Source organism: Lysinibacillus sphaericus, assembly GCF_006864135.1.
Classification (GTDB): Bacteria; Bacillota; Bacilli; order Bacillales_A; family Planococcaceae; genus Lysinibacillus.
Genome location: NZ_SADV01000009.1, coordinates 140,423 through 163,608 on the forward strand (window position 1 = coordinate 140,423; position 23,186 = coordinate 163,608).

The following is a 23,186-nucleotide window of genomic DNA, read 5'->3' on the forward strand; positions in this document are numbered from 1 at the left end:
ACAATGTTAAAAAACGGACAGATGTTGAATCTGCCCGTTAAAATTTGAATTAGATATTACCCTCATGAACGTTGATACGATTCAACGCACGTTTTAATGCTAGGTCAGCACGTTTGAAATCAATGTTATCATGTTTACCTTGAAGACGACCTTCAGCACGTTTAACGGCTTCTTTAGCACGTTTAACATCAATGCTTTCAGCAATTTCAGCAGACGGCGCTAAAATTGAGATTTTTTCAGGGCGAACTTCAATGAAACCACCGCTTAAAGCAACAAGTTCAGTAGAACCGTCTTCTTTTTTAAGCTTCACTGCACCTATTGCAAGTGGAGCAACCATAGGAATATGGCCTGCAAGAACACCGATTTCACCTGAAGTTGTTTTAGCGATTACCATTGATACTTCAGAATCGTATACTGGGCCGTCGGGAGTGACAATATTGACTAGAACTGTCTTCATATTTTTTCCTCCTCGTCCCTAGTATTAAACCTCTACGCCCATGCTTTTCGCTTTTTCAACTACTTCATCAATAGAACCAACTAGACGGAAAGCATCTTCTGGTAGATGATCCCATTTGCCATCAAGGATTTCCTTGAATGAGCGAACAGTTTCTTTAACAGGTACATAAGAACCTTTTTGACCAGTAAATTGTTCCGCAACGTGGAAGTTTTGAGATAAGAAGAATTGAATACGACGAGCACGTTCTACTGTTTGTTTATCTTCATCAGATAATTCATCCATACCTAAGATAGCAATGATATCTTGTAATTCACGGTAACGTTGGATTGTACGTTGTACGCCAGTAGCGATTGCGTAGTGCTCAGCGCCTACGATTTCTGGTGATAAAGCACGAGAAGTCGAAGCTAATGGGTCAACCGCAGGGTAGATACCCATTTCTGATAATTTACGCTCAAGGTTAGTAGTTGCATCTAAGTGGGCGAAAGTTGTAGCCGGAGCCGGGTCAGTATAGTCATCGGCTGGTACATAGATCGCTTGAATAGAAGTTACAGAACCTTTGTTAGTAGATGTGATACGTTCTTGTAATTTACCCATTTCAGTTGCAAGTGTTGGTTGGTAACCTACTGCAGAAGGCATACGACCTAATAGGGCAGAAACCTCAGAACCTGCTTGTGTGAAACGGAAGATATTGTCGATGAATAAAAGTACGTCAGCACCTTGCTCATCACGGAAGTATTCTGCCATTGTAAGACCAGTTAAAGCAACACGCATACGTGCACCTGGTGGCTCGTTCATTTGACCGAATACCATCGCTGTTTGCTTGATAACGCCTGAATCGCTCATCTCGAAGAATAAGTCGTTCCCTTCACGAGTACGCTCACCTACACCAGCGAATACAGAGATACCTGAGTGCTCTTGTGCGATGTTATTGATTAATTCTTGGATTAATACTGTTTTACCTACACCGGCACCACCGAATAGACCAATTTTACCACCTTTGATATATGGTGCTAATAAGTCTACTACTTTGATACCTGTTTCAAGAATTTCAACTGTAGTTGAAAGCTCATCGAAAGATGGTGCTTCGCGGTGAATTGAATCACGACGAACGTCAGCTGGAATCTCTTCACCTAAGTCGATTACTTCTCCTAGTACGTTGAATACACGACCTAGAGTAACTTCACCAACTGGTACTGAGATAGCTTTTCCTGAGTCTGTTACTTCTGCTCCACGTTGTAAGCCATCAGTAGATGACATTGCAATTGTACGAACAGAATCATCACCTAAATGAAGAGCAACTTCTAAAGCAAGAATTGTTGGTTCTTCATTAGGACGTTCAATCTTAACTGTTAATGAGTTATAGATTGCTGGTAATTGGCCATTGTTAAATTTTACGTCAACAACTGGACCCATTACTTGAATAACATGTCCTTTATTCATTACTGTGTACCCTCCTATCGTATTCTTATACGACATTGGGAAGCTGGGCCTATTCTAAGGCTGCAGCTCCACCAACGATTTCTGTAATTTCTTGTGTAATTGCTGCTTGACGTGCACGGTTATATTGCAATGAAAGGTCTGAAATAAGATCAGATGCATTATCAGTTGCATTTTTCATAGCAGTCATACGAGAAGCATGTTCACTTGCTTTCCCATCTAATAATGCGCCATAAACTAAGCTTTCCGCGTATTGTGGAAGTAATACTTCTAGAATTGCTTCACCAGATGGTTCAAATTCGTAAGAAGCATTACTGCTAGCAGGTGCAAGATCTGTTAATGGAAGAAGTTTTTTCTCTGTCACTTCGTTAGCAATTGCGCTGACAAAGTGATTGTAGTACATATAAAGTTCATCATACGTACCATCAGTGAACATACCAACAGCTTTACGAGCGATTTCTTTAATATCAGCAAATGATGGTTGGTCCGGAAGACCGACAACATCGCTGATGACATTATGATCACGTTTCACAAAGTAGTCACGAACAACACGACCTACCGCTAAAATAACGTATTCGTCTTTTGATTTATGACGCTCGTCAATTGTACGTTGTACTTGACGTAGGATACTTGAGTTGTAAGCACCTGCAAGACCACGGTCAGAACCAATGACTAAGTAAGCTGTTTTCTTAACAGGACGAGCAGTTAACATTGGATGTCCACTGTCTTTTGTTCCTGAAGCGATCGCGCCTACTACGTCCTGAATTTTTTCCATGTAAGGAACGTACGCTTTAGCGTTTTGCTCTGCACGACGTAACTTTGAAGAAGAAACCATCTGCATCGCTTTCGTAATTTGTTTCGTACTCTTTGTAGAATTAATACGACCTTTAATTTCGCGTAAGTTTACCACTGGTATTTCACCACCTTTTGTTTTTTAATCAAGTGACTAGCTCGAACTTATTCTGATTTAGCGAAAGTTTTTTTGAAAGCATTTAGTGCTTCTACATAATCCGCATCAGGAGCAAGCTCTTTTGTAGTACGAACGTGATCTAAAACGTTTGTGTGGTTTGTATCTAACCAGCTTAAGAATTCACCTTCAAAGCGAACGATATCTTGTACTGGAATATCATCTAAGTGACCTTTAGTTAATGCATAAAGGATGGCAACTTGTTTTTCAACTTTAAGTGGTTTGTTTAGGTCTTGTTTAAGAACTTCAACCGTACGTTTACCACGCTCAAGTTTAGCAAGTGTGATTTTATCTAAATCAGAACCGAATTGAGCAAATGATTCAAGTTCACGGAATGCAGCTAAGTCAAGACGTAGTGTACCCGCAACTTTTTTCATCGCTTTAATTTGAGCAGATCCACCTACACGTGATACAGAAAGACCGGCGTTGATCGCTGGACGTACACCTGAGTTGAATAAGTCAGATTGTAAGAAAATTTGTCCATCAGTAATTGAGATTACGTTAGTTGGGATGTATGCAGAGATATCCCCAGCTTGTGTCTCAACGAATGGAAGAGCTGTAATAGAACCATTTTGATATGTTTCATTTAACTTCGCAGCACGTTCAAGTAAGCGGCTGTGTAAGTAGAAAACATCACCAGGGTATGCTTCACGACCTGGAGGACGGCGTAGAAGAAGTGAAAGTTCACGGTAAGCTGATGCTTGTTTAGAAAGATCATCATACACGATTAATACGTGCTTACCTTGTAACATGAATTCTTCTGCCATAGAAACACCAGCAAATGGTGCTAAGTAAAGTAATGGAGCTGGTTGAGACGCAGCAGCAGTTACAACGATTGTATAATCTAATGCACCGTGCTTACGTAACGTTTCAACTACACCACGTACAGTTGATTCTTTTTGACCGATAGCAACGTAGATACAAATCATATTTTCGCCATCTTGGTTTAAGATTGTATCGATTGCTACAGATGTTTTACCTACTTGACGGTCACCGATGATTAACTCACGTTGACCACGACCGATTGGTACTAAAGCGTCAATCGCTTTGATACCAGTTTGTAGTGGTTCGTGTACTGATTTACGAGCCATTACACCGAAAGCTGGACTTTCGATTGGACGAGATTTTGTTGTGTTGATTGGACCTTGTCCATCCACTGGTTGACCAAGTGGGTTTACAACACGGCCAATTAGTTCTTCACCAACTGGTACTTCCATGATACGACCTGTACGACGAACTTCATCGCCTTCTTTGATGTCAGCATATGGACCTAAGATTACGATACCTACGTTACCTTCTTCTAGGTTTTGAGCCATACCCATAACACCGTTAGAGAACTCTAAAAGCTCTCCAGCCATGGCGTTGTCGAGGCCATGAGCAAGTGCGATACCGTCACCAATACGGATAACTGTACCAACTTCGCTTACTTTAAGTTCAGATTCATAATTCTCAATCTGTTGTTTAATCAGACTGCTGATTTCTTCAGCCTTGATGCCCATGTATGTCACCTCTCACATTTCTAAATTATTAACCGATTAATTCACGTTTTAGGCGCTCAAGCTTGTTCGCTACTGAGCTATCATAAATATGATTACCGATTTGAACACGAATACCACCAAGAAGTGATGGATCAATTTCGTTTGTAATGTTTAATGTTTGTTTCCCTACAAGTTTCGCAAATGTTGTAGAAATATTAGCGCTTTCTTCAGCAGAAAGTGCACGAGTAGAGAATACTGTTGCATCTGCAGAACCTTGTGCCTGTGCAGCAAGCTCAGCATATGCGTTCGCAATAAGCTTCACTTCGTTTACACGTTTTTTCTCAACAAGTAGTTGAACTGTGTGTAAAACCTCTGGCGTTGCACTTGCAAAGATTTCAGCTACCATTTGTTTCTTACGTTCGATAGAGAACTTAGGAGCATTTAAAAGTGTTAAAAAATCAGGAGATTCTTTGACAACCTTTGTTAGCTCATTTAAGTCTGCTCCAACTTCAGCAAGAATGTTTTTTTGTTGCGCTAATTCAAAAAGCGCTTGTGCGTAACGTTTTGCTACAGTTGAATTACTCATCGAGCTTCCCCTGCCTTCGCAATCGTCTCTTCAATTAGAGCACGGTTGTCTGCCTCAGAAATCTCTTTGCTAAGGACTTTAGATGCTGCAAGTACAGATAATGAAACGACTTCATCACGTACAGCCGCAATAGCTTTTTCTTTTTCAGACTCAATTTCACGTAAAGCCGATTCTTTTAAGCGGTTTGCTTCATTGCGAGCTGCAGTAAGAATTTCTTCTTTTTGCATTTCGCCTTGCTTCTTAGCGCCTTCAACAATCGATTGTGCTTCCGTACGAGCTTCTTTAAGAAGGCTCTTTTGTTCTTCTAAATATTGATGCGAATCTTTGCGCGCTTTTTCAGCTGCTTCGATTTCACTAGCTACTAATTCTTCACGTTGTTGCATGATGCCCATAAGTGGACCCCAAGCGAACTTTTTAAGTAATAGCATTAGTAATAAGAAGATAACTAATGTTGCGGCGATATCACCACTATTGAAACCAGGACTAGCATTGCCTAGTACAAGATTATCTAAAAACACGATTGTTTCACTCCCTTCAAGAGCTTTAACTTCAACATAATAATTTAATTACTTGAAAAACTACCTATTTTAAAAAGCTATATTTACACATAGCTTTTATCAGTTCCAAAATGAAGGGCGAAGTTTCATCTGGAGATTCCTGCTTCGCCACCACTAAAATTCAGTGTACAACTGAATTATTTGTTCATTACGATGAATGCGATTACTACTGCGATGATTGGTAGGGCTTCAACTAATGCTACCCCGATGAACATTGTAGTTTGAAGAACGCCACGAGCTTCTGGTTGACGAGCGATACCTTCTACTGTTTTTGAAACGATAAGACCGTTACCGATACCTGCGCCAAGTGCACCTAGACCGATTGCGATTGCTGCTGCTAATAAACCCATTTGAAAATTTCCTCCTTGGAATTGTTTGTTTTTTTTGTTTAAGCATAAAATATATGCTTTATATTAATGGTCATCGCTCACTTTATGAGCCATGTAAACCATTGTTAACATTGTGAAGATAAAGGCTTGGATAAAGCCGATGAAAATAGAGAAACCTTGCCATGCCATCATTGGAACAATTGCTCCGATGAATCCGATTGGACCCGTAACAGCTAAACTTGCGATTAAGCCAAGTAAAATCTCACCTGCATAAATGTTACCGTAAAGACGAAGACCTAATGTTAACGTGTTCGCAAACTCTTCAACGATTTTTAGCGGGAACATGAATGACATTGGTTTGAAGAATGTACCAACATAATGGCCTGTCCCCTTCATTTTAATACCATAGAAATGTGTTAAGGCTAAAATCATTGCTGCAAGAGTCATTGTAACAGTTGGGTCAGCTGTAGGAGATTTCCACCAAAGTTCGCCGTTATAGGCGATAGAGAACGGAAGACCTAATAAGTTAGATACCGCGATAAACATAATTAGCGTGATACCTAAAATATGGAATCGTCCACCAGTTTTCCAGTCCATATTGCTTTTGATGATGCCCTTTACGAAATCCATAATCCATTCCATAAAGTTTTGCATACCTGTAGGTTTTAACTTTAGGCTTCTAGTTGAGATAAATGCGATTAAGAAAACGACTAGAGCCGCAACTAGTAACATCATTACAGTTGAAAGGTTGAATGTTAGTTTAAAAAGACCAAAATCAACCACTTGCAATGGAGCTTCATGATTCATTGTTATTTTTCACCTCTCTTTCTAATTTAAAGCACATTAGCGGTTCCTTACATGTGACACAATTCTCTCGACAAAGAGAAAAACGTACGGAATCATTAGCCCTATGACCGTGCTAATTAAGTGAAAATAGTTTGGCAACGAAATGGCTAGAGCGACTGCCGCTACACCTGATCCAAAGCGAAACATTGTACCAAGCGAGCCTATTTTCTTCCCTTCACTAATGGATCGATCAAACTTCTCCATACGGCGAACTAAAATCCAAAAATTATACGTACCAAAGAATGCACCGATTGCGATGCCCGCAAAAAACGTCTGATAGGGCGTAAATCCCCAGCCTAATGCACAGAGTGCGAGCAAAAAAAATAACGCTCTCTTCTGCACAGCAAAAATGTGATGCAAATCTAGCATTGGTTTATAATCTCCTGAATCAATTTTTCGAGTAAAGAAACGTTTGCTGACCACTATGTGAAATCAGAAAAGAGCAGTGAAAAACACTACTCACAGCGGAATAGTAACGGGAGAGCGTCATTTTGAAATTACAGGTGTAAATCCCAAAAAATATCTTACACCCCGAAACGCACAAAACGTTGCAAATCGACAGTTGTTGGTTTGAACTGTCAATTTAGTAGAAACTTGATGTAACAAGTGTTTCAACCACTATTTACGATTTGAAACCCTTATCATTATTACCCTTTGTAAGCATACAATAGGAGATATTTGAAGTCAATTAGTAAAGGAGAAAAACTTCACAGCCACTATACTCTTGTCAAATTGTTGACAAATTTGTGTATGAAAATTCATAGCTTCAAAATCAATGTTCACGTTTGTGCAAAAAAAAGCTAATCTACGACACAATTATGCTCGCAAATTAGCTCACCTATGACAATTAGTACATTAGACTTATTTTTTGATTTCAAAAAGGGATATTACTTGCTTTTTTGTAAAAATTCCAGAAGCGCCTTCACAATACGTTCAGAAGCATGTCCATCACCATAAGGATTTGATGCTTTTGCCATTACTTCATAGGCATTTTTATCTTCTATTAATTGCTTAGCTAGAGAGTAGATTGTTTCTTCTTCCGTGCCTGCTAGCTTTAGAGTCCCTGCTGCAATACCTTCTGGGCGCTCTGTTGTATCTCTAAGTACTAAAACTGGTTTACCTAATGAAGGGGCTTCTTCTTGGACGCCACCAGAATCAGTTAAAATCATATAAGAATTAGCCGCAAAGTTATGGAAATCGAAGACCTCTAGAGGTTCAATTAAATGTACACGCGGATGATCTCCTAAAATTTCATTAGCTATTTCTCTTACAGCTGGGTTCATATGAACTGGGTAAACAACTTGTACATCCTCATGCTCTGCTAAAATTCTAGTAATCGCTCTAAACATATGACGCATAGGCTCACCTAGATTTTCACGACGATGTGCTGTCAATAGAATCATACGATCTGACCCTATTTTTTCTAACACAGGGTGTGTGTAATGTTCATTTACTGTTGTAGCTAATGCGTCGATAGCAGTGTTACCAGTAACAAAAATTGTTTCTGGGTTTTTATTTTCATCTAAAAGGTTTTTCTTAGATACTTCCGTTGGAGCGAAATGAAGGTCTGCCATAACACCTGTTAACTGGCGGTTCATTTCCTCTGGGTATGGTGAATACTTATTCCAAGTTCGAAGACCTGCTTCTACATGTCCGATTGCAATTTGGTTATAAAATGCAGCTAGACTTGCAATGAAAGTTGTTGCTGTATCACCATGCACTAAAACAATATCCGGTTTTGCTTCTTTCATGACTTTGTCTAAGCCTTGTAATGCATTAGTCGTCACGTCAATTAATGTTTGACGATCCTTCATAATATTTAAATCGTAGTCTGGTGTAATTTTAAATGTTTCTAAAACTTGATCGAGCATTTGGCGATGTTGTGCTGTTACCGTCACAATCGATTCTATTTGCTCAGGATACTTTTGTAATTCCAATACAAGTGGAGCCATTTTAATAGCCTCTGGTCTCGTACCGAAAATCGTCATTACTTTCCATTTTTTCGTCAAAACGATTTGCACCGTCCTTTGTTTTATTTGTATGAAAAGTGCTTACCTCCATTGAACGTCATCATATGAAGCAAGTGTCGGACTTCAAGAGAAGTAATTCGCCTAACATACTATGAAACGTCCTTCAATATTGAAGGACGCTCCCAAAAGTTATAAGTTTCCTAAAAATTACATACTAAATCTATTTTTCATTGGTTTTCATCATAACTTGAGGTGAACCTTGTTATTACCGTTGAAAATTGTTCAGTATTATTTCGTACCGAATAAGCGGTCGCCTGCATCACCTAAACCAGGGACAATGTAGCCATGGTCATTTAGTTTTTCATCAAGTGCAGCAATATAAATATCTACATCTGGATGATGTTCTTGAATTTCTTTTACACCCTCTGGCGCAGCGATTAAGCACATAAATTTAATGCTCTTCGCACCACGTTTTTTCAGTGAGTTGATCGCTTCCACTGCTGATCCACCCGTTGCAAGCATTGGGTCTACAATGATGAAATCACGTTCTTCTACATCTGCTGGAAGTTTTGCATAGTATTCTACAGGTTTTAAAGTTTCTGGATCACGATAAAGACCGATATGACCAACTTTAGCCGCTGGAATTAAATTTAATACACCATCTACCATGCCAATACCTGCACGTAAAATCGGTACAATCGCAATTTTCTTACCAGAAAGTACTTTTGTTTTAGCAACTGTAACAGGTGTCTCAATTTCAATTTCCTCTACTGGCATATCACGTGTAATTTCGAATGCCATTAATGTTGCAACTTCGTCTACAAGCTCACGAAATTCTTTTGTTCCTGTATTCTTATCACGAATATAAGTTAACTTATGTTGGATTAGTGGATGATCAAATACGTATACTTTGCTCAAAGGGATTCTCTCCTAACAGTTCGGATTCATTTTTATCTCACCTAGTATAACAGAAAAAATGAGTCGTCTCAAAAATAAATTTGGGACAACTCCTTGATTATTTATCGAGTATTGCATCTAACTGTTCTATTGTCATCGGCTTGTAATAGAAATAACCTTGTCCTACTGTACAGCCGAGTGCACGTAAAATCTCAACCTGCTCTTTATTTTCAATGCCTTCTGCGACGGAAGTCATTCCTAAGTTTAATGCTAACTGAATAATGGATCGGACAATAGCAAGTGTCGCAGCATCATTAATATCATTAATAAAGCTTCGATCTATTTTTAATTCAGTAAACGGCAGTCTTTGTAAATAACTTAGTGATGAAAAACCTGTTCCAAAATCGTCCACCGAAGTTTTAAAGCCGTACTCCTTTAATTCCTGGATAATAGAAAAAGCAGTCTGAAAATCAACTAATCCAATATTTTCTGTTACTTCTAAAATGATGTATCTTGGTTCAATATCGTATTTCTGAACGAGCGCCAGTGTATCCTGTACAAAATTTTCATAGTAAAAATGATTAGGCGAAATATTTACTGCTACCTTCACTAATTTTTTCCCTAATCTTTTGCGCTCTGCTAGCCACGAAAGGGCTATCTCTAATATTTGAATATCGATTTCGCGTACCTTTCCTGCACTTTCAGCCACTGGAATAAAAATTGCGGGAGACACGAAACCGAGTTTTGGAGAAATCCAGCGGGCAAGCGCTTCAATACTTTGAATTTCACCTGTCTGTAAATCAACCTTTGGCTGTAAATTCACCGAGATTTCTTTATTTTTTATTGCTTGTGCCAAATGGTTTAATACAGTCATTTGCTGCTCAAGCACATCATTTCTTTCTTGTGTGAATATTTCCATATGAGTACCTGGTTTATTGGCCGCGAAGGATACAGCATTATCTGCAAAGCGAATCGCATCAGCAATTTTTATGTCATGGTTATAAAAAGCAATTCCAGTCTTCAGTGTAATATAAATTTGCTTTCCACCCACAATAAAGGGCTGACGAATAATCTCTTTTATCCGCCTTTTATAATAGAAAAAGTCTTCATCCGATGTCGCATTTGTAATGATTAAACTAGAGCTTGTAAATCTAGCAATATATTCGTTTTGATCATACTTCTCTTCATTTAGACGTTTAGCAATTTGTCTTAAAAGTTCATCTCCCGCTTCACGACCATATAACTCGACAATTTGATGGAATTCGCTTGGCTTTAAGATTTTGATATTACCCTTTTGGCTGTATTCTTTTTCTACCTTGTTTAAAAAACCATGTCGATTAGGCAGCCCTGTTGTGATATCGATATAGACTAAGTCCCATATCTTTTTTTGTGTTCTTGCATATGAGTTTGCCAATGCAACAAGTGCACCGATTTTTCGGAGCATGCTTTCAAAAGTCTTTTGATCAGTACTAGAATGTTGCCTTAAAAATATCGCGAACAATCCAATTGCTTGATGTTGTTGATTGTATATTGGCATAAACAAACCAAATGGCATTTCAGATGAATTAGCAAACATTTTATGTTCTATTGGAATATCAATTTCATCCAACCTCTTAACTAGAATAGATGTCTCCTCTTGCATAACTCTCTTGAAAAATTTTTTGTTATCACAACGCTCCGGCAAATCTTTTAGTTTGTCGTTCCCTTTAAAAATTCGTAATTGATCTGCCTCTGTTTTAACAAGTACCATACTTGAAATTTTCTGCATAAAAAATTGATCTAGACTACTGCAAATAACGCTCATCTTTTTATCGAAGGAATAGTCCTTTTCAATCGCTTCGTACATCGTTTTCTCAAGGCGCATTAAAAATTCTTCGGTCTGATAGTAAGTAACTTTCTTAACAACTACTAGCACAAATAATGTTTCATTTTTATTATTTTGAAACGGGAGTGCTTGTATCTCTGCCCAAAAAGGAGATTTATCGAAGCAACTATGATGCAACTTTTCTTGTACTATCGCTCCGCTATGTATTTTATTTTTAATCATTTCAATAGTTGTCTGTTCTTCGTTTGACATCAATGAAAAATAATCGATATTTATTATTTGCGAATGAGTAGTATTTGTAAGTGTACAAAAAGAATCATTACATTCTAATATGCAATTGTTATTTGTTGCATCAAAAATAACGTAACTTTCTTTAGAATTATCACCTAACCTACGAATTGTATTTAAAAGCATTTCATGTTCTATGATCATTGTATTAGTAACCATTCAGCCCCTCCTCCCTTTATCTCCATCAATATACCTCGACATAATCGCTGAAAGAAGTTAAATCTCTCTACATTGTATATAAATATTCAATAAATTGTCACTTTTTTGAACATAGTTCTGGACATTATTTGTCTCTCTCTATTATATAATATATCCTTTCCTACTAAGTTTATGTAAATAAATTCAAAAATTAGAGTATTTTATTTCCAAATCAGCAAAAACAGCTCACCACCGAAACGTATCGTCAATTCCATTCCACTTTAGATAACATATTTCTGTGCGAAAGCGAAGCGACAGCCACAAGATGTTTTGTCTGTGCGAAAGCGAAGCGACAGCCACAAGATGTTTTGTCTGTGCGAAAGCGAAGCGACAGCCACAATAAGAAGTGGGTCACGAGGAATCCTTAAAGGATATCACCCCCACTCTATGGCTCATCCGTGACGCAATCCTCAATAAATCGCCCAACCTTCACTAAAGACAATTGCAAAAAAAGCTGGGTTAAAGTGCATTTACCACTTTAACCACAGCTTTATCTAATCAATTATGCACCGGCATAACTACGTCCGGAGGCTTTAATTCTTTCAGCATGCTGAAAGAGTTTAAATTAAACGTATAATGGATGTTTATCAGTTAATGCTTTTACGCGAGCTTTTGCTTCAGCTTTTACTGCTTCATCTTCCGGATTTTTAAGAACCGTAGCAATAATACCACCTACTTCTTTCATGTCTTCTTCATTGAAGCCACGAGATGTTACTGCCGGTGTACCAATACGGATACCAGAAGTTACGAATGGAGATTCTGTATCGTAAGGAATTGTATTTTTATTTGTTGTAATGCCTACTTCATCAAGTACGTGCTCTGCTACTTTTCCTGTTAGACCAAGAGATTTCACATTAAGAAGTAACAAGTGGTTATCTGTACCACCAGATACAATTTCAACACCTTCTGCAATTAATACTTCTGCTAAAGCTTTTGCATTCGCTTTAATTTGTTTTGCATACTCTTTGAATTCTGGTTGTAATGCTTCACCGAATGCTACAGCTTTTGCTGCGATTACGTGCATTAATGGTCCACCTTGGATACCTGGGAATACAGATTTATTAAGCTTTTGTTCCCATTCTTTCGAGGCAAGGATTAAACCACCACGTGGGCCACGTAATGTTTTATGTGTTGTAGATGTTACAAAATCAGCGTATGGCACTGGTGATTGGTGCTCACCAGCAGCTACAAGACCAGCGATATGTGCCATATCCACCATGAAATATGCTCCTACTTCATCAGCGATTTCACGGAATTTAGCAAAATCGATTTCTCGTGGGTACGCAGATGCACCTGCAACAATTAGTTTTGGCTTATGTTCTAACGCTTTTTGGCGTACATCTTCATAATCGATTACTTGAGTATCTTTTGTTACGCCATATTCAACGAAGTTATATAGAATACCTGAGAAGTTTACAGGAGATCCATGTGTTAAGTGACCGCCATGAGAAAGATTCATCCCAAGTACAGTATCACCCGGTTCTAAAATAGTGTGGTATACAGCCATGTTTGCTTGTGCACCAGAGTGTGGTTGTACGTTTGCATACTCTGCTCCAAAGATTTCTTTCACACGATCACGTGCGATATCTTCCACAACATCTACGTGTTCACAGCCGCCATAGTAGCGTTTACCTGGATAACCTTCAGCATATTTATTTGTTAGAACAGAACCTTGTGCTTCCATTACTGCTTCAGATACAAAGTTTTCTGATGCGATTAACTCAATATTTGCTTGTTGACGTTTTTTTTCCGCAAGAATTCCGTCTAATACTGCTTTGTCTTGTACTGCTAATTTTTCGTATGCCATGTTTGAAAAAGCCTCCTAAGTATAATCGTTCTTTGTATACCACTGATTTCAGAGGTAATTTTATTTATATACTGCACGCTCTCCGCCAATCAGCTTTGGACGTGTTGTTGCAATTGTCACAACCGCTTCTCCTACCATTCGCACAGAAGTACGAACTGGAACAGCTACTGCCTTTAAATGCATACCTATGAGTGTTTGACCAATGTCAATACCTGCATTTGCTTGCACAGCTTCCACAACAACTGGATTTGTAAATTGCGTAAACGCATAAGCAGACATCGAGCCACCTGCTGTACGAACTGGTACAACTGTTACTGGTTCATAACCAAATTGGTCTGCCGTTGTTACTTCCATTGTAATAGCACGATTAATATGCTCACATCCTTGGAACGCTAGATGTAGTTGATGTTTCTTTGCAAATGCCTGCAACGGCTCAAAAATCGCCTCTCCAATTTCAAGCGCGCCTGCTGTGCCAATTTTCTGACCAATCACTTCAGATGTCGAGCAGCCTACAACAAAAATAGTATTTGGTCGTAGGGTTACCTGCTCTTCAAATTCACTGAGTAACTGAGTCAAATGTGTTCGTATTTGTTGAACAACCACTATGCTCAGCCCCTTTATTTCTAAATTTATTTATGTCACATAGCTTAAAATTCTCAAATTTCTTTGATGACACTTTTTAGCTTAGGACATATGTTAAACAAACTTAATTGCTTTTCTTACTGCTCAAGCTCTGCGATTTTTTCAATGCGGCGCGTATGACGGCCACCTTCAAAATCTGTTTCAAGCCATACTTTAGCGATTTCACGTGCAAGGCCTGGCCCAATAACACGCTCACCCATTGCTAAAATGTTGGAATCATTGTGGCAACGCGTTGCTTTTGCGCTAAATAAATCATGCACTAAAGCACAACGAATCCCCTTAATTTTATTTGCAGCAATGGACATACCAATGCCTGTACCACAAATTAAAATACCTTTATCAAATTCCCCGCTAGCAACACCTTCAGTAACTGGTTTTGCATAATCAGGATAGTCTACTGAATCCGCAGATTGTGGACCAAAATCTTCGTAGCTAATATGTAGCTCATCTAACAGCTGCATAATCTCACGACGTAAGTTATTGCCTCCGTGATCAGAAGAAATTGCTATTCTCACTGGGTTCCCTCATTTCGAAATTATAGTCAACACTAGTGTACCACTTCTATCTCAAGAATAACATGATTTTTCTTGCATTTTTATGCTGATTTCCCCTAAAAGACGAACGTTTCTTGTAATCATACATAAAAACATTCACTTTTAAAGTTATTTTCCTGTGGATAATGTGAATATCATGTTGATAAATTCGGATAACGGTCTTTTGTCGTAATATTCTATCTTCTAAAGTTTTTTTACCTTTGCAATTGCAGTGGACATGCTATATCAATATTTTCTCTATGTATTGCCAGTAGTATGCAAAATGCGAGTGTGGCGTAATAGATGAGAAGCTTTTTTAGTTTGATGTACCATCCGTCGCTTCGCCTGTTCTTTCCGTCGTTGCTGTTCTTCTTTCCGTCACTTTACGGGCTATCCTTCACTTTGCCTCTTCTATCTGCCACTATCATCTATGCGGGCACCAAATACAAACCTTCATACAACATATAAAAAAACTGTAGTAAACTCGAACTTTACTCGAGTTTATCTACAGTCTAAATTCTTCACATTTATGCTTGTCTATCAAATTGTTGAATCATTTTATGCAGCTCTTCAGATTGTTTCTTTAAACCTTCTGCTAGTTTTTCTACTTGCTCAATTGCGTATGCTTGTTCTTCTGCTGCACTGCGAACTTCTTGTGCACCCGCTGATGTTTCTTGAGCAATGGCTGCAACTTCTTGAGATTGACGAGCAGTTGTTTCAATATTATGCATTTGCTGCTCAATAAGTGTAGAAATTTCTACAATCGCTGTCGCCATTTCGTGTACACTTGAAGACATCCCTTCTACTGCTGTCGTTGTTTCTGATACACGTGCAGCTTCTTTTGTCGCAAATGTCACCTGTTGATTCATTTGTTTTACAACAATTTCAACGTTTTGTTGCATGGATTGAATAAGGGAAGTAATGCCCTGTACCGCTTTCGCACTTTCATCCGCTAAACTACGAACTTCTTCAGCTACAACGGCAAAACCTTTCCCATGTTCTCCAGCACGCGCTGCTTCAATCGAAGCGTTTAAAGCTAGTAAATTTGTTTGTGCTGCAATATCGCCAACTAAGCTAATGATGCGCTCTACCTGTCCGGCATTTTCCTCTAATAGACGAATGCTTTCTAATGCCTCAGTATTGCCAGCCGCGATTTGCTGAATACTATTCACTAATGTTTCGATCGCTTTTGTTGTTGTCGTTAAATTATGTAAAATCTCTTTAGATTGCGTTGCCGATGCCTCTGCTCTACTATTAACTTCTGTCGCGAGAGCTCGTACATCTTCAATAGCTTCAGCTGTATCTTGGACTGCCGTTGCAGATGTCTCTGCACCAGAAGAAATATGCTTTACTGTAGAAGCAATATTCTCTGCTTTTTTTGTTGCAACAGCTGCTTCATCAGATAGTTGGATAATGGATTGATTGGTTTGCTGGAAGTTATTATCTATACTTTCCACCATTCCTCTTAAATTCAACACCATTTGTTGGAATGCCTCTGCAACAGAGCGAATCTCATCACTTGTTTTCGGCATTTCTACATCTTGACCAATTTTTCCTTCTGCTACCCGGGAAGCTGAATTTTCCAGTTTTTGTAAAGGTTTAATTAAGATCACACTGAAAATTCCAGCCAAAATGCATGACCATGCAATCCCCGACAGATAAGTAAAAATTTCAAATAGTTTACGATCAATTTCTGGGAAGAAGGTAGGTTGTAAATATTCGATAAATATAAAACTAATACTGTACGTGATCAGTGCAAGAATACCGACAAATAATACTAGTTTAAGTCGTAAGCCAAACTGTTTTTTCATAGAGACCCTCAATTCTCTTCAATTTTTTTTACTAATCGTTCTACCAATTCCATTAATTCTACAAATGTTTCTTTATATATTTCTTTACTACCACCGTAAGGATCGACAACATTTCCTTCGCTACCTTCGCTTGTATACTCTTTTAAAGTAAAAACTTTTTGTTCTGCATTTGGATAATTAGCAATAATTGTAGCTTTGTGAGCTGTTGTCATTGTTAAAATTAAATCAGCCCACTCCGTTTCAGTTATTGATAATTGCGTTGCTAAATGCTGATGCGTCATATTTGCTTCATATAATACTTGTTGTGCATGCGCAGACATTTCCGCATTTGGCATGGCATAAATGCCCGCTGAACGGACCTCAACATTGTCAGTTTGTTTATGTTTTAAAATAACTTCTGCCATGGGACTGCGACAAGTATTTCCTGTGCAAACAAATAGTATTTTCATACTTATCACCCTCCATTGTTTTCTCTATTGCCGGATGGCTAGTACACTCATAATGATAAAAAAAACCCCTGTAATGATTTGGAATTTATCGCCAAGTAAGACCTGACTTCTTCGTGCAATGACTAATGACCCATAAGAGCAAATAAGCGCGCTTACACCTGCACTTATAATAAATACTGATTTCTCTAAGTGTAGCATACCAAAAGAAATACTTACTGAAAAGGTATCTAGGCTTGCAGTCACAGCTAAAAGTATTGGTGAAATAGTAACCTTTTCATCTTTTCGCGTAAATAATAGTAAATGTAAGCCCATGCAAAATAATAAAATACTTGAAATCCATTGTCCCCACTCTAAGAAGAAATGCACTAAAAAGTGTCCTAATTCGAAACCTAATAACGGGAACAGCATATGCAAAGCAGCTGTCCAAACGGATAAAAAAAATCGATATCTAACATTTGGTATTAATACATATAAACCAATCACATCTACAGACGTTAATATACCTGCAAGAATCCCCTGCAAGAAAGCACTCCTTCGCTCTCTAATATTTTATCATTTTATGCTCGAAAATACAGTATTATCATAATACATTTTCCTTACGACTAAGTGTTAAAAGTCACTCCAACAATGAACAATACCTTCATTTATAGAAAAAACTTGCTACGTTTTCAACAGCTATAGATCAAGTATAAAAGTCTAAGCAGCTTTTTATCCCGCATTAACGGGCAGTAATTGATCTGTACTAGAAAGCGAAGCATCAGTACATACAGAGAGATTTACTGCCCGTAAAAGCCCGATTGGTGAAGACTAATAATCAGTGGGATGATGTTAAAGTTTCACGTTATCTTGAATACAAAAATAGCATGCCAGAAGTTACTTCTAGCATACTATTTTTATAGGTATTTTATTAACGAGTATACCATTTTCCTCCGGCTGCTTTTTCAAGACGATTCATAATTGCAGCCCCTACCCCTTCAGTCGATGTAGTAGTCGCCAGGATAATTGTAGCTGTTGTTTTATCGCAAGCTCTTAGCGCATGATACAATGTCGCACCCATTTCTTCTTTACTACCGGCCTCTCCTACTGAGAAATAAAAATCAGCCTTGCTGTCAGCAAAGCTAACTGGTGCAAGTAACGCTACCTTATGCCCTTGTTTTTGTAATTGATATACAGCCCCATGAACTTTCTCTAAATCACAGTCAATTAATAGCACAGGGGCGTTAGGCGCATAGTGTGTATATTTCATACCAGGGGCTTTTGGAGTAGCCTCTAATTTTTGCTCTATTTTTGAAGGTTGCAGTACTTGACCAATCTTAGCCTCTAACATTTCCTTTGTAATTCCGCCTGGACGCAAAATTACTGGAGGTTCGTGTGTAACATCTAACACTGTGGATTCGAGTCCAATCCCAGTAGAGCCTCCATCTAAAATATAAGGTATGTACCCTCCCAAATCATCCTGAACATGTATTGCTTCTGTAGGACTTGGCTTTCCACTACGATTAGCACTCGGCGCAGCAAGTGGCTTTTTTAATTGTTGAAGTAAGGCAAGTGCAACCGGATGATCCGGCATACGAATGCCTACAGTCGATAGACCAGCTGTCACACTGTCCGCCAGCACATTTGGCTTAACGGGCATTACAAGTGTCAGTGGACCCGGCCAAAATAAATCCATGCATTTTTTGGCAACTTCAGAAATATGCTCAATATAAAGTTCAACTTCCTCTTTCGTGCCAATGTGGACAATTAGCGGATTGTCAGAAGGACGACCTTTTGCTTCAAATATCTTTTTTACTGCCGTGTCATTTGTTGCAACAGCTCCTAGGCCATAAACCGTTTCTGTTGGAAATGCCACGACCTCACCTGCATTTAAGATATCCATAGCTTGTGTATAATTTATCTGACTATTCACATTACTGTCCACAATCTTGCAAACGGTTTCCATCATTAAAACCTTCCTTCAATTATTCGTTTTTACTGAATTATCCACATAATGTTTATAACTTATTAAAAATTGTGCATAAGTTGTCTGAATTTGTGAACAATTCATTCAAAAAAACCTTTAATCCATTCCCATATAAAAAATGTAACGTGTTCCTTCTCTTCTTTTACTTCTTCTTTTACTTCTTCTTTCGCAGGCTCACAAATTGATGGGAATATGCTACACCACCAGTTATCACCACGTGCATCACCGATTTTCACGACAATCGAATGATATAAATTTTGTGGATAAAGCACAGCATTCTGTCTCTTCGGTGGAAATAAGTTATCCCCAATTACAACTTGTGTCTGAAGCTGTGGATAATTTTCTTTTATTTCCGCTTCAATTTCTTGTTTTAATAAAAGTATTTGCTCGTTATCCACAGTTTTAGCTCCAGCACTAGCTACTACTTGCGTAAAATAGGGCTTTAAATTTTTGACAAGCTCCTCTTTTTCAAGCTGATCCGAATTCGTATTGCTATTGGCAATAACGCGTATACGAAAATCATTTTCTTGCTCATGATAGATAGACGCTTTTGCGAAACCTACTAATGTTGGAATATATAAAACACATAATTGTAAAGCAATCGCAATAAATACTAATCTTGCAAAAGCTAGAATGATATTTCGTTTAGGTAATCTAATAATCTTGTATTCGTTTAACATAAAAATCCCTCCTTGCTCAACATTGTTGGCAAGAAGTAGATACTTTATACATGAATTTCACAAAAAATCATTCGAGGCTTACCATTTATATCTTTTTCTATCGAAATTGTCGCCTGCGGAAAACTATTTTTAAAGAATTGAGCCACCTGCTCCCCTTGTGTATAACCGATTTCAAGACCAATGAACGCAGGTTTACTCATAAGGGGCGGAAGCTGCTCAGCCAACTTTCTATATAAAATAAGTCCGTCTTCTTCTGCAAAAAGAGCACTATGCGGTTCATGCTCTAGCACGGTACTCGACATCTCTTTCGCCTCATCAAAAGCAATATACGGTGGATTCGATAACACGATATCAAATTTCTCACCTGCCAGAGGCTTCGCTAAATCCCCTAGTCGAAAATCAATATCCGCAGCTAATCTTTGAGCATTTCTTTGTGCTGTAGTTAAAGCTGCTTCGGATAAATCAGTGGCAACGACTGTTAGCTCTGGACATTCTAGCTTCATAGAAATAGCAATTGCACCACTACCAGTTCCGATGTCTGCAAGCTTCACTGCTTGATCATTAAACATTTTTTTCATACGATTAATTGTTCCAAGCACTAATTCCTCGGTCTCAGGTCTAGGAATAAGTACTGACTCATCGACAATAAATGAACGGCCATAAAATTCTTCACTACCGAGGCAATACTGTACAGGTCTTCCACTCGCATGCTCTTTGATGAGTTCTTTAAATTTTTCTTTTTGTTCAGCCGTTAATTCATCTTGAAGGTGTAACATTACTTCTGAATAGCTAGTGCCAAGTATATGCTGCATGACAATACGTGCTGCCGTGTCCTCACGATCATTATCCACTAAAAAAGAAGAAGCCCATTGAAGGGCCTCCAATACACTATTATAGGTCATCATTTAATCGCTCTAACTTTGATGCTTGCTCCTCTAAAATGAGCGCATCAATAATTTCGCCTAGTCTACCTTCGACGATTTGATCTAGTTTTTGAATCGTTAAACCAATACGGTGGTCTGTTACACGGTTTTGTGGATAATTGTATGTGCGAATACGCTCAGAGCGATCGCCTGAACCTACAGCTGATTTACGTGTGGCATCGATTTCCTTTTGTGCTTCTTGCAAATACATATCAGCAACACGAGCACGCAGAATTTTCATTGCCTTTTCACGGTTTTTAATTTGTGATCGTTCATCCTGCATCGAAACAACAACACCTGTCGGTAAGTGAGTCATACGAACAGCTGACATCGTAGTATTTACCGATTGACCACCGGCACCAGAAGATGCAAATGTATCAACTCGGATATCTTTTTCATGGATTTCAACATCCACTTCTTCGACCTCAGGTAAGCAAGCTACTGTCGCTGTCGATGTATGAATACGCCCTTGAGATTCTGTCGCAGGTACACGTTGTACACGGTGCGCACCATTTTCAAATTTAAATTTTGAATATGCACCTTGACCGTTAATCATAAAAATAACTTCTTTATAGCCGCCCATTGCGTTTGGCGTCGCTTCCATTATGTCAATTTTCCAGCCTTGTGTCTCTGCGTAACGAGAGTACATACGGAACAAATCTCCAGCGAAAATATTCGCCTCGTCTCCACCAGCTGCTCCGCGAATCTCCATAATAACGTTTTTATTATCATTAGGATCTTTTGGAATTAATAAGATGCGTAAACGTTCTTCTAACTCTTCTTGCTGTTCTTTTAGTAGGTTGAATTCTTCTTTCACCATCTCGTGCATATCAGGATCTTTTTCACTATCTAGCATTTCACGTGTTTCAACTAATTGCTCTTTTACACTTTTATATTCACGATAAGCATCAACAGTTTCCTGGATATCTGATTGTTCTTTGGAATATTCACGTAATTTTTTACTATCATTCACAATATCGGGATCACTTAAAAGTTCTGTTAGCCTTTCATAACGATCCTCCACTGCTTGTAATCGATCGAACATGGATTTTCACCTCTATTAAGTTTTTATGAAGTTTGCTCTTTTGTATTTGCAGAGAAACTTTAAATTTGAATTACGCTAAGCGCGTAAGAATATTTTTGAACATTTTTCATTTCCACTACTTAGTATAAGGAAATTTCCGCATGTATGCTACTTTTTATTAGTTCTATCAACTGAATCAGTTTGCATTATAGCGGCGGATGCACGTGACATTTTCGACAAACCGGATAGTAGGAATCATTTCCTCCAATTTGAATTTGATCACCTGTATAAACAGGCTTTCCACTTTCATCAACACGCAAATTCATTGTCGCTTTTTTATGACAGAACCAGCAAATCGTTTTCATTTCCTCAATTTTATCTGCATATGTAAGCATGTACTGACTGCCTTCAAATAGCTCATTTTGGAAATCATTTTTTAGACCGAAGCCCATGACTGGAATATCTAACTCATCCACGATATTTGCCAACTGTAAAACATGTTCTTTTTTTAGGAATTGTACTTCATCAACAAGTACACAATATGGTTTTACAGTATTATTTTTTACTAGTTCAAAAATATTTGTATCATCATAAACAGGAATGGCTTGTTGACGTAAGCCTACTCGACTTGAGATAAAACCTACTTCATCTCGCGTATCTAAGCCTGATGTAAACATCATTACAGGTTTTTGTTGTTCTTCATAGTTATGCGCAACTTTTAAAATTTCTATGGATTTACCACTGTTCATTGCACCGTGTTTAAAATATAGCTGTGCCATTTTGTCTTCTCCCTTTCTTCATGTCGATCTGGATACTGAAAAGACTCGCATTAGGCATTTAACTTCTTTCAGCTACAGCAGTCTCCCACCTCTATAGCTGGTGAGGTGAATGCGGATTTAAGCTACTTTTCAGCTGTCTCCAAACACCCACTGAAAGAAGTTAGGCCTCCGGCGGATGTCACGGAATCGGAAAGGAGTTCTTAGAGGATGTTCACCTAAAATCATCGCATCCATGCGATAACGGCTAACTGACCTGCATCGTGCCGCAGACGCTACGCTTTGGCGCAAAAAACATTTGCAGTCCTAAGCACAAAGCCGATTCCGGACGCAATTATACCGAGGCATAATTGATTATACTGAAAAAAATACCTGCCAAGCACATGCTTGGCAGGTATTAAACTAACATTAGTTTTTAAGACCGTATTTTTTGTTGAAACGATCCACGCGACCATCAGCAGACGCGAATTTTTGACGGCCAGTATAGAATGGGTGACAGTCGTTGCAGAACTCGACAACGATGTTTTCTTTTACTGAACCAGTTTTGAAAGAGTTACCACAAGAGCAAGTTACTGTTGCTTCTTTGTAATCTGGATGAATTCCTTGTTTCATATTCGTTTTCTCCTCTCGCCCTGAACCATCTGGAACAGAGTATTATCGAACTGTACCTTACATAGCCCGAATATGTCGGCTACATATGTACACGTTGCATACATTGCTATAGTACCATACAAAATATACAT

The 23,186-nt window shown here is 38.4% G+C and carries 24 protein-coding genes; all 24 read right to left on the reverse strand.

The annotated features are described in order from the left end of the window. Positions 1-49: 49 nt before the first annotated feature. Positions 50-457 carry a F0F1 ATP synthase subunit epsilon gene (locus C7Y47_RS13075; RefSeq protein WP_142509181.1) on the reverse strand — a complete coding sequence of 136 codons (408 nt, stop codon included), beginning with the start codon at positions 455-457 and terminating at the stop codon, positions 50-52. A 24-nt stretch (positions 458-481) separates the two neighbouring features. Beyond that, complete coding sequence (atpD, locus tag C7Y47_RS13080) at positions 482-1,897, reverse strand: F0F1 ATP synthase subunit beta (RefSeq protein ID WP_079559414.1); 1,416 nt, start codon at positions 1,895-1,897, stop codon at positions 482-484. Positions 1,898-1,946: 49 nt separating this feature from the next. Further along, positions 1,947-2,804, reverse strand: a complete 858-nt coding sequence (gene atpG, locus C7Y47_RS13085; protein ID WP_142509182.1) for an ATP synthase F1 subunit gamma — start codon at positions 2,802-2,804, stop codon at positions 1,947-1,949. A 47-nt stretch (positions 2,805-2,851) separates the two neighbouring features. Then, positions 2,852-4,360 (reverse strand): F0F1 ATP synthase subunit alpha, encoded by a 1,509-nt coding sequence (atpA, locus tag C7Y47_RS13090; RefSeq protein WP_142509183.1) that lies wholly within the window; start codon positions 4,358-4,360, stop codon positions 2,852-2,854. Between the two features lie 28 nt (positions 4,361-4,388). Then, on the reverse strand, positions 4,389-4,925 hold the full coding sequence (locus C7Y47_RS13095) for a F0F1 ATP synthase subunit delta (protein ID WP_142509184.1): 537 nt from the start codon (positions 4,923-4,925) through the stop codon (positions 4,389-4,391). Continuing rightward, positions 4,922-5,443 carry a F0F1 ATP synthase subunit B gene (atpF, locus tag C7Y47_RS13100; RefSeq protein WP_132360364.1) on the reverse strand — a complete coding sequence of 174 codons (522 nt, stop codon included), beginning with the start codon at positions 5,441-5,443 and terminating at the stop codon, positions 4,922-4,924. Before atpF ends, C7Y47_RS13095 begins: the two co-directional genes overlap by 4 nt. A gap of 176 nt (positions 5,444-5,619) precedes the next feature. After that, complete coding sequence (gene atpE, locus C7Y47_RS13105; protein WP_049668022.1) at positions 5,620-5,832, reverse strand: F0F1 ATP synthase subunit C; 213 nt, start codon at positions 5,830-5,832, stop codon at positions 5,620-5,622. A 63-nt stretch (positions 5,833-5,895) separates the two neighbouring features. Further along, positions 5,896-6,618 carry a F0F1 ATP synthase subunit A gene (gene atpB, locus C7Y47_RS13110; RefSeq protein ID WP_142509185.1) on the reverse strand — a complete coding sequence of 241 codons (723 nt, stop codon included), beginning with the start codon at positions 6,616-6,618 and terminating at the stop codon, positions 5,896-5,898. Between the two features lie 36 nt (positions 6,619-6,654). After that, positions 6,655-7,026 (reverse strand): ATP synthase subunit I, encoded by a 372-nt coding sequence (locus tag C7Y47_RS13115; protein WP_142509186.1) that lies wholly within the window; start codon positions 7,024-7,026, stop codon positions 6,655-6,657. Positions 7,027-7,544: 518 nt separating this feature from the next. Next, positions 7,545-8,666 carry a non-hydrolyzing UDP-N-acetylglucosamine 2-epimerase gene (wecB, locus tag C7Y47_RS13120; protein ID WP_142509187.1) on the reverse strand — a complete coding sequence of 374 codons (1,122 nt, stop codon included), beginning with the start codon at positions 8,664-8,666 and terminating at the stop codon, positions 7,545-7,547. Between the two features lie 249 nt (positions 8,667-8,915). Next, a complete protein-coding gene (upp, locus tag C7Y47_RS13125; RefSeq protein WP_132360354.1) occupies positions 8,916-9,545 on the reverse strand; it encodes a uracil phosphoribosyltransferase in 630 nt (209 codons plus the stop codon). Positions 9,546-9,642: 97 nt separating this feature from the next. Next, on the reverse strand, positions 9,643-11,796 hold the full coding sequence (locus tag C7Y47_RS13130) for an EAL domain-containing protein (RefSeq protein WP_142509188.1): 2,154 nt from the start codon (positions 11,794-11,796) through the stop codon (positions 9,643-9,645). Positions 11,797-12,400: 604 nt separating this feature from the next. Then, positions 12,401-13,642: a serine hydroxymethyltransferase gene (gene glyA / locus C7Y47_RS13135; RefSeq protein ID WP_142509189.1), complete on the reverse strand. Its 1,242-nt coding sequence runs from the start codon at positions 13,640-13,642 to the stop codon at positions 12,401-12,403. A 60-nt stretch (positions 13,643-13,702) separates the two neighbouring features. Next, positions 13,703-14,245 carry a TIGR01440 family protein gene (locus C7Y47_RS13140; protein ID WP_142509190.1) on the reverse strand — a complete coding sequence of 181 codons (543 nt, stop codon included), beginning with the start codon at positions 14,243-14,245 and terminating at the stop codon, positions 13,703-13,705. Between the two features lie 116 nt (positions 14,246-14,361). Beyond that, positions 14,362-14,799 (reverse strand): ribose 5-phosphate isomerase B, encoded by a 438-nt coding sequence (rpiB, locus tag C7Y47_RS13145; RefSeq protein ID WP_132360346.1) that lies wholly within the window; start codon positions 14,797-14,799, stop codon positions 14,362-14,364. Positions 14,800-15,344: 545 nt separating this feature from the next. Beyond that, the gene (locus C7Y47_RS13150; protein ID WP_142509191.1) at positions 15,345-16,628 is read right to left on the reverse strand and encodes a methyl-accepting chemotaxis protein; all 1,284 of its coding nucleotides are present in this window, start codon (positions 16,626-16,628) and stop codon (positions 15,345-15,347) included. 8 nt (positions 16,629-16,636) lie between these two features. Next, complete coding sequence (locus tag C7Y47_RS13155; protein WP_142509192.1) at positions 16,637-17,077, reverse strand: low molecular weight protein arginine phosphatase; 441 nt, start codon at positions 17,075-17,077, stop codon at positions 16,637-16,639. 24 nt (positions 17,078-17,101) lie between these two features. Beyond that, positions 17,102-17,599, reverse strand: coding sequence for a manganese efflux pump MntP (locus C7Y47_RS13160; RefSeq protein ID WP_142509193.1), 498 nt, complete (start codon positions 17,597-17,599; stop codon positions 17,102-17,104). A gap of 385 nt (positions 17,600-17,984) precedes the next feature. Continuing rightward, complete coding sequence (locus C7Y47_RS13165; protein WP_142509231.1) at positions 17,985-19,019, reverse strand: L-threonylcarbamoyladenylate synthase; 1,035 nt, start codon at positions 19,017-19,019, stop codon at positions 17,985-17,987. A gap of 101 nt (positions 19,020-19,120) precedes the next feature. After that, the gene (locus tag C7Y47_RS13170) at positions 19,121-19,720 is read right to left on the reverse strand and encodes a stage II sporulation protein R (RefSeq protein ID WP_142509194.1); all 600 of its coding nucleotides are present in this window, start codon (positions 19,718-19,720) and stop codon (positions 19,121-19,123) included. Positions 19,721-19,764: 44 nt separating this feature from the next. Next, complete coding sequence (gene prmC, locus C7Y47_RS13175) at positions 19,765-20,625, reverse strand: peptide chain release factor N(5)-glutamine methyltransferase (RefSeq protein ID WP_142509195.1); 861 nt, start codon at positions 20,623-20,625, stop codon at positions 19,765-19,767. After that, on the reverse strand, positions 20,612-21,688 hold the full coding sequence (gene prfA, locus C7Y47_RS13180; protein ID WP_142509196.1) for a peptide chain release factor 1: 1,077 nt from the start codon (positions 21,686-21,688) through the stop codon (positions 20,612-20,614). Before prfA ends, prmC begins: the two co-directional genes overlap by 14 nt. Positions 21,689-21,873: 185 nt before the next feature. Further along, entirely contained in the window at positions 21,874-22,446 is a 573-nt protein-coding gene (locus C7Y47_RS13185; protein WP_142509197.1) for a thymidine kinase, read from the reverse strand. Between the two features lie 405 nt (positions 22,447-22,851). Beyond that, complete coding sequence (gene rpmE / locus C7Y47_RS13190) at positions 22,852-23,055, reverse strand: 50S ribosomal protein L31 (RefSeq protein ID WP_049668005.1); 204 nt, start codon at positions 23,053-23,055, stop codon at positions 22,852-22,854. Positions 23,056-23,186 lie beyond the last annotated feature (131 nt).

Excerpts from the sequence above, each read along its gene's own strand:
- C7Y47_RS13075 (WP_142509181.1), bottom strand. The coding sequence starts at position 457 with ATGAAGACAGTTCTAGTCAATATTGTCACTCCCGACGGCCCAGTATAC.
- atpD (WP_079559414.1), bottom strand. The coding sequence starts at position 1,897 with ATGAATAAAGGACATGTTATTCAAGTAATGGGTCCAGTTGTTGACGTA.
- atpA (WP_142509183.1), bottom strand. The coding sequence starts at position 4,360 with ATGGGCATCAAGGCTGAAGAAATCAGCAGTCTGATTAAACAACAGATT.
- C7Y47_RS13095 (WP_142509184.1), bottom strand. The coding sequence starts at position 4,925 with ATGAGTAATTCAACTGTAGCAAAACGTTACGCACAAGCGCTTTTTGAA.
- atpE (WP_049668022.1), bottom strand. The coding sequence starts at position 5,832 with ATGGGTTTATTAGCAGCAGCAATCGCAATCGGTCTAGGTGCACTTGGC.
- atpB (WP_142509185.1), bottom strand. The coding sequence starts at position 6,618 with ATGAATCATGAAGCTCCATTGCAAGTGGTTGATTTTGGTCTTTTTAAA.
- C7Y47_RS13115 (WP_142509186.1), bottom strand. The coding sequence starts at position 7,026 with ATGCTAGATTTGCATCACATTTTTGCTGTGCAGAAGAGAGCGTTATTT.
- C7Y47_RS13130 (WP_142509188.1), bottom strand. The coding sequence starts at position 11,796 with ATGGTTACTAATACAATGATCATAGAACATGAAATGCTTTTAAATACA.
- glyA (WP_142509189.1), bottom strand. The coding sequence starts at position 13,642 with ATGGCATACGAAAAATTAGCAGTACAAGACAAAGCAGTATTAGACGGA.
- C7Y47_RS13150 (WP_142509191.1), bottom strand. The coding sequence starts at position 16,628 with ATGAAAAAACAGTTTGGCTTACGACTTAAACTAGTATTATTTGTCGGT.
- C7Y47_RS13155 (WP_142509192.1), bottom strand. The coding sequence starts at position 17,077 with ATGAAAATACTATTTGTTTGCACAGGAAATACTTGTCGCAGTCCCATG.
- C7Y47_RS13165 (WP_142509231.1), bottom strand. The coding sequence starts at position 19,019 with ATGGAAACCGTTTGCAAGATTGTGGACAGTAATGTGAATAGTCAGATA.
- C7Y47_RS13170 (WP_142509194.1), bottom strand. The coding sequence starts at position 19,720 with ATGTTAAACGAATACAAGATTATTAGATTACCTAAACGAAATATCATT.
- prmC (WP_142509195.1), bottom strand. The coding sequence starts at position 20,625 with ATGATGACCTATAATAGTGTATTGGAGGCCCTTCAATGGGCTTCTTCT.
- prfA (WP_142509196.1), bottom strand. The coding sequence starts at position 21,688 with ATGTTCGATCGATTACAAGCAGTGGAGGATCGTTATGAAAGGCTAACA.
- C7Y47_RS13185 (WP_142509197.1), bottom strand. The coding sequence starts at position 22,446 with ATGGCACAGCTATATTTTAAACACGGTGCAATGAACAGTGGTAAATCC.
- rpmE (WP_049668005.1), bottom strand. The coding sequence starts at position 23,055 with ATGAAACAAGGAATTCATCCAGATTACAAAGAAGCAACAGTAACTTGC.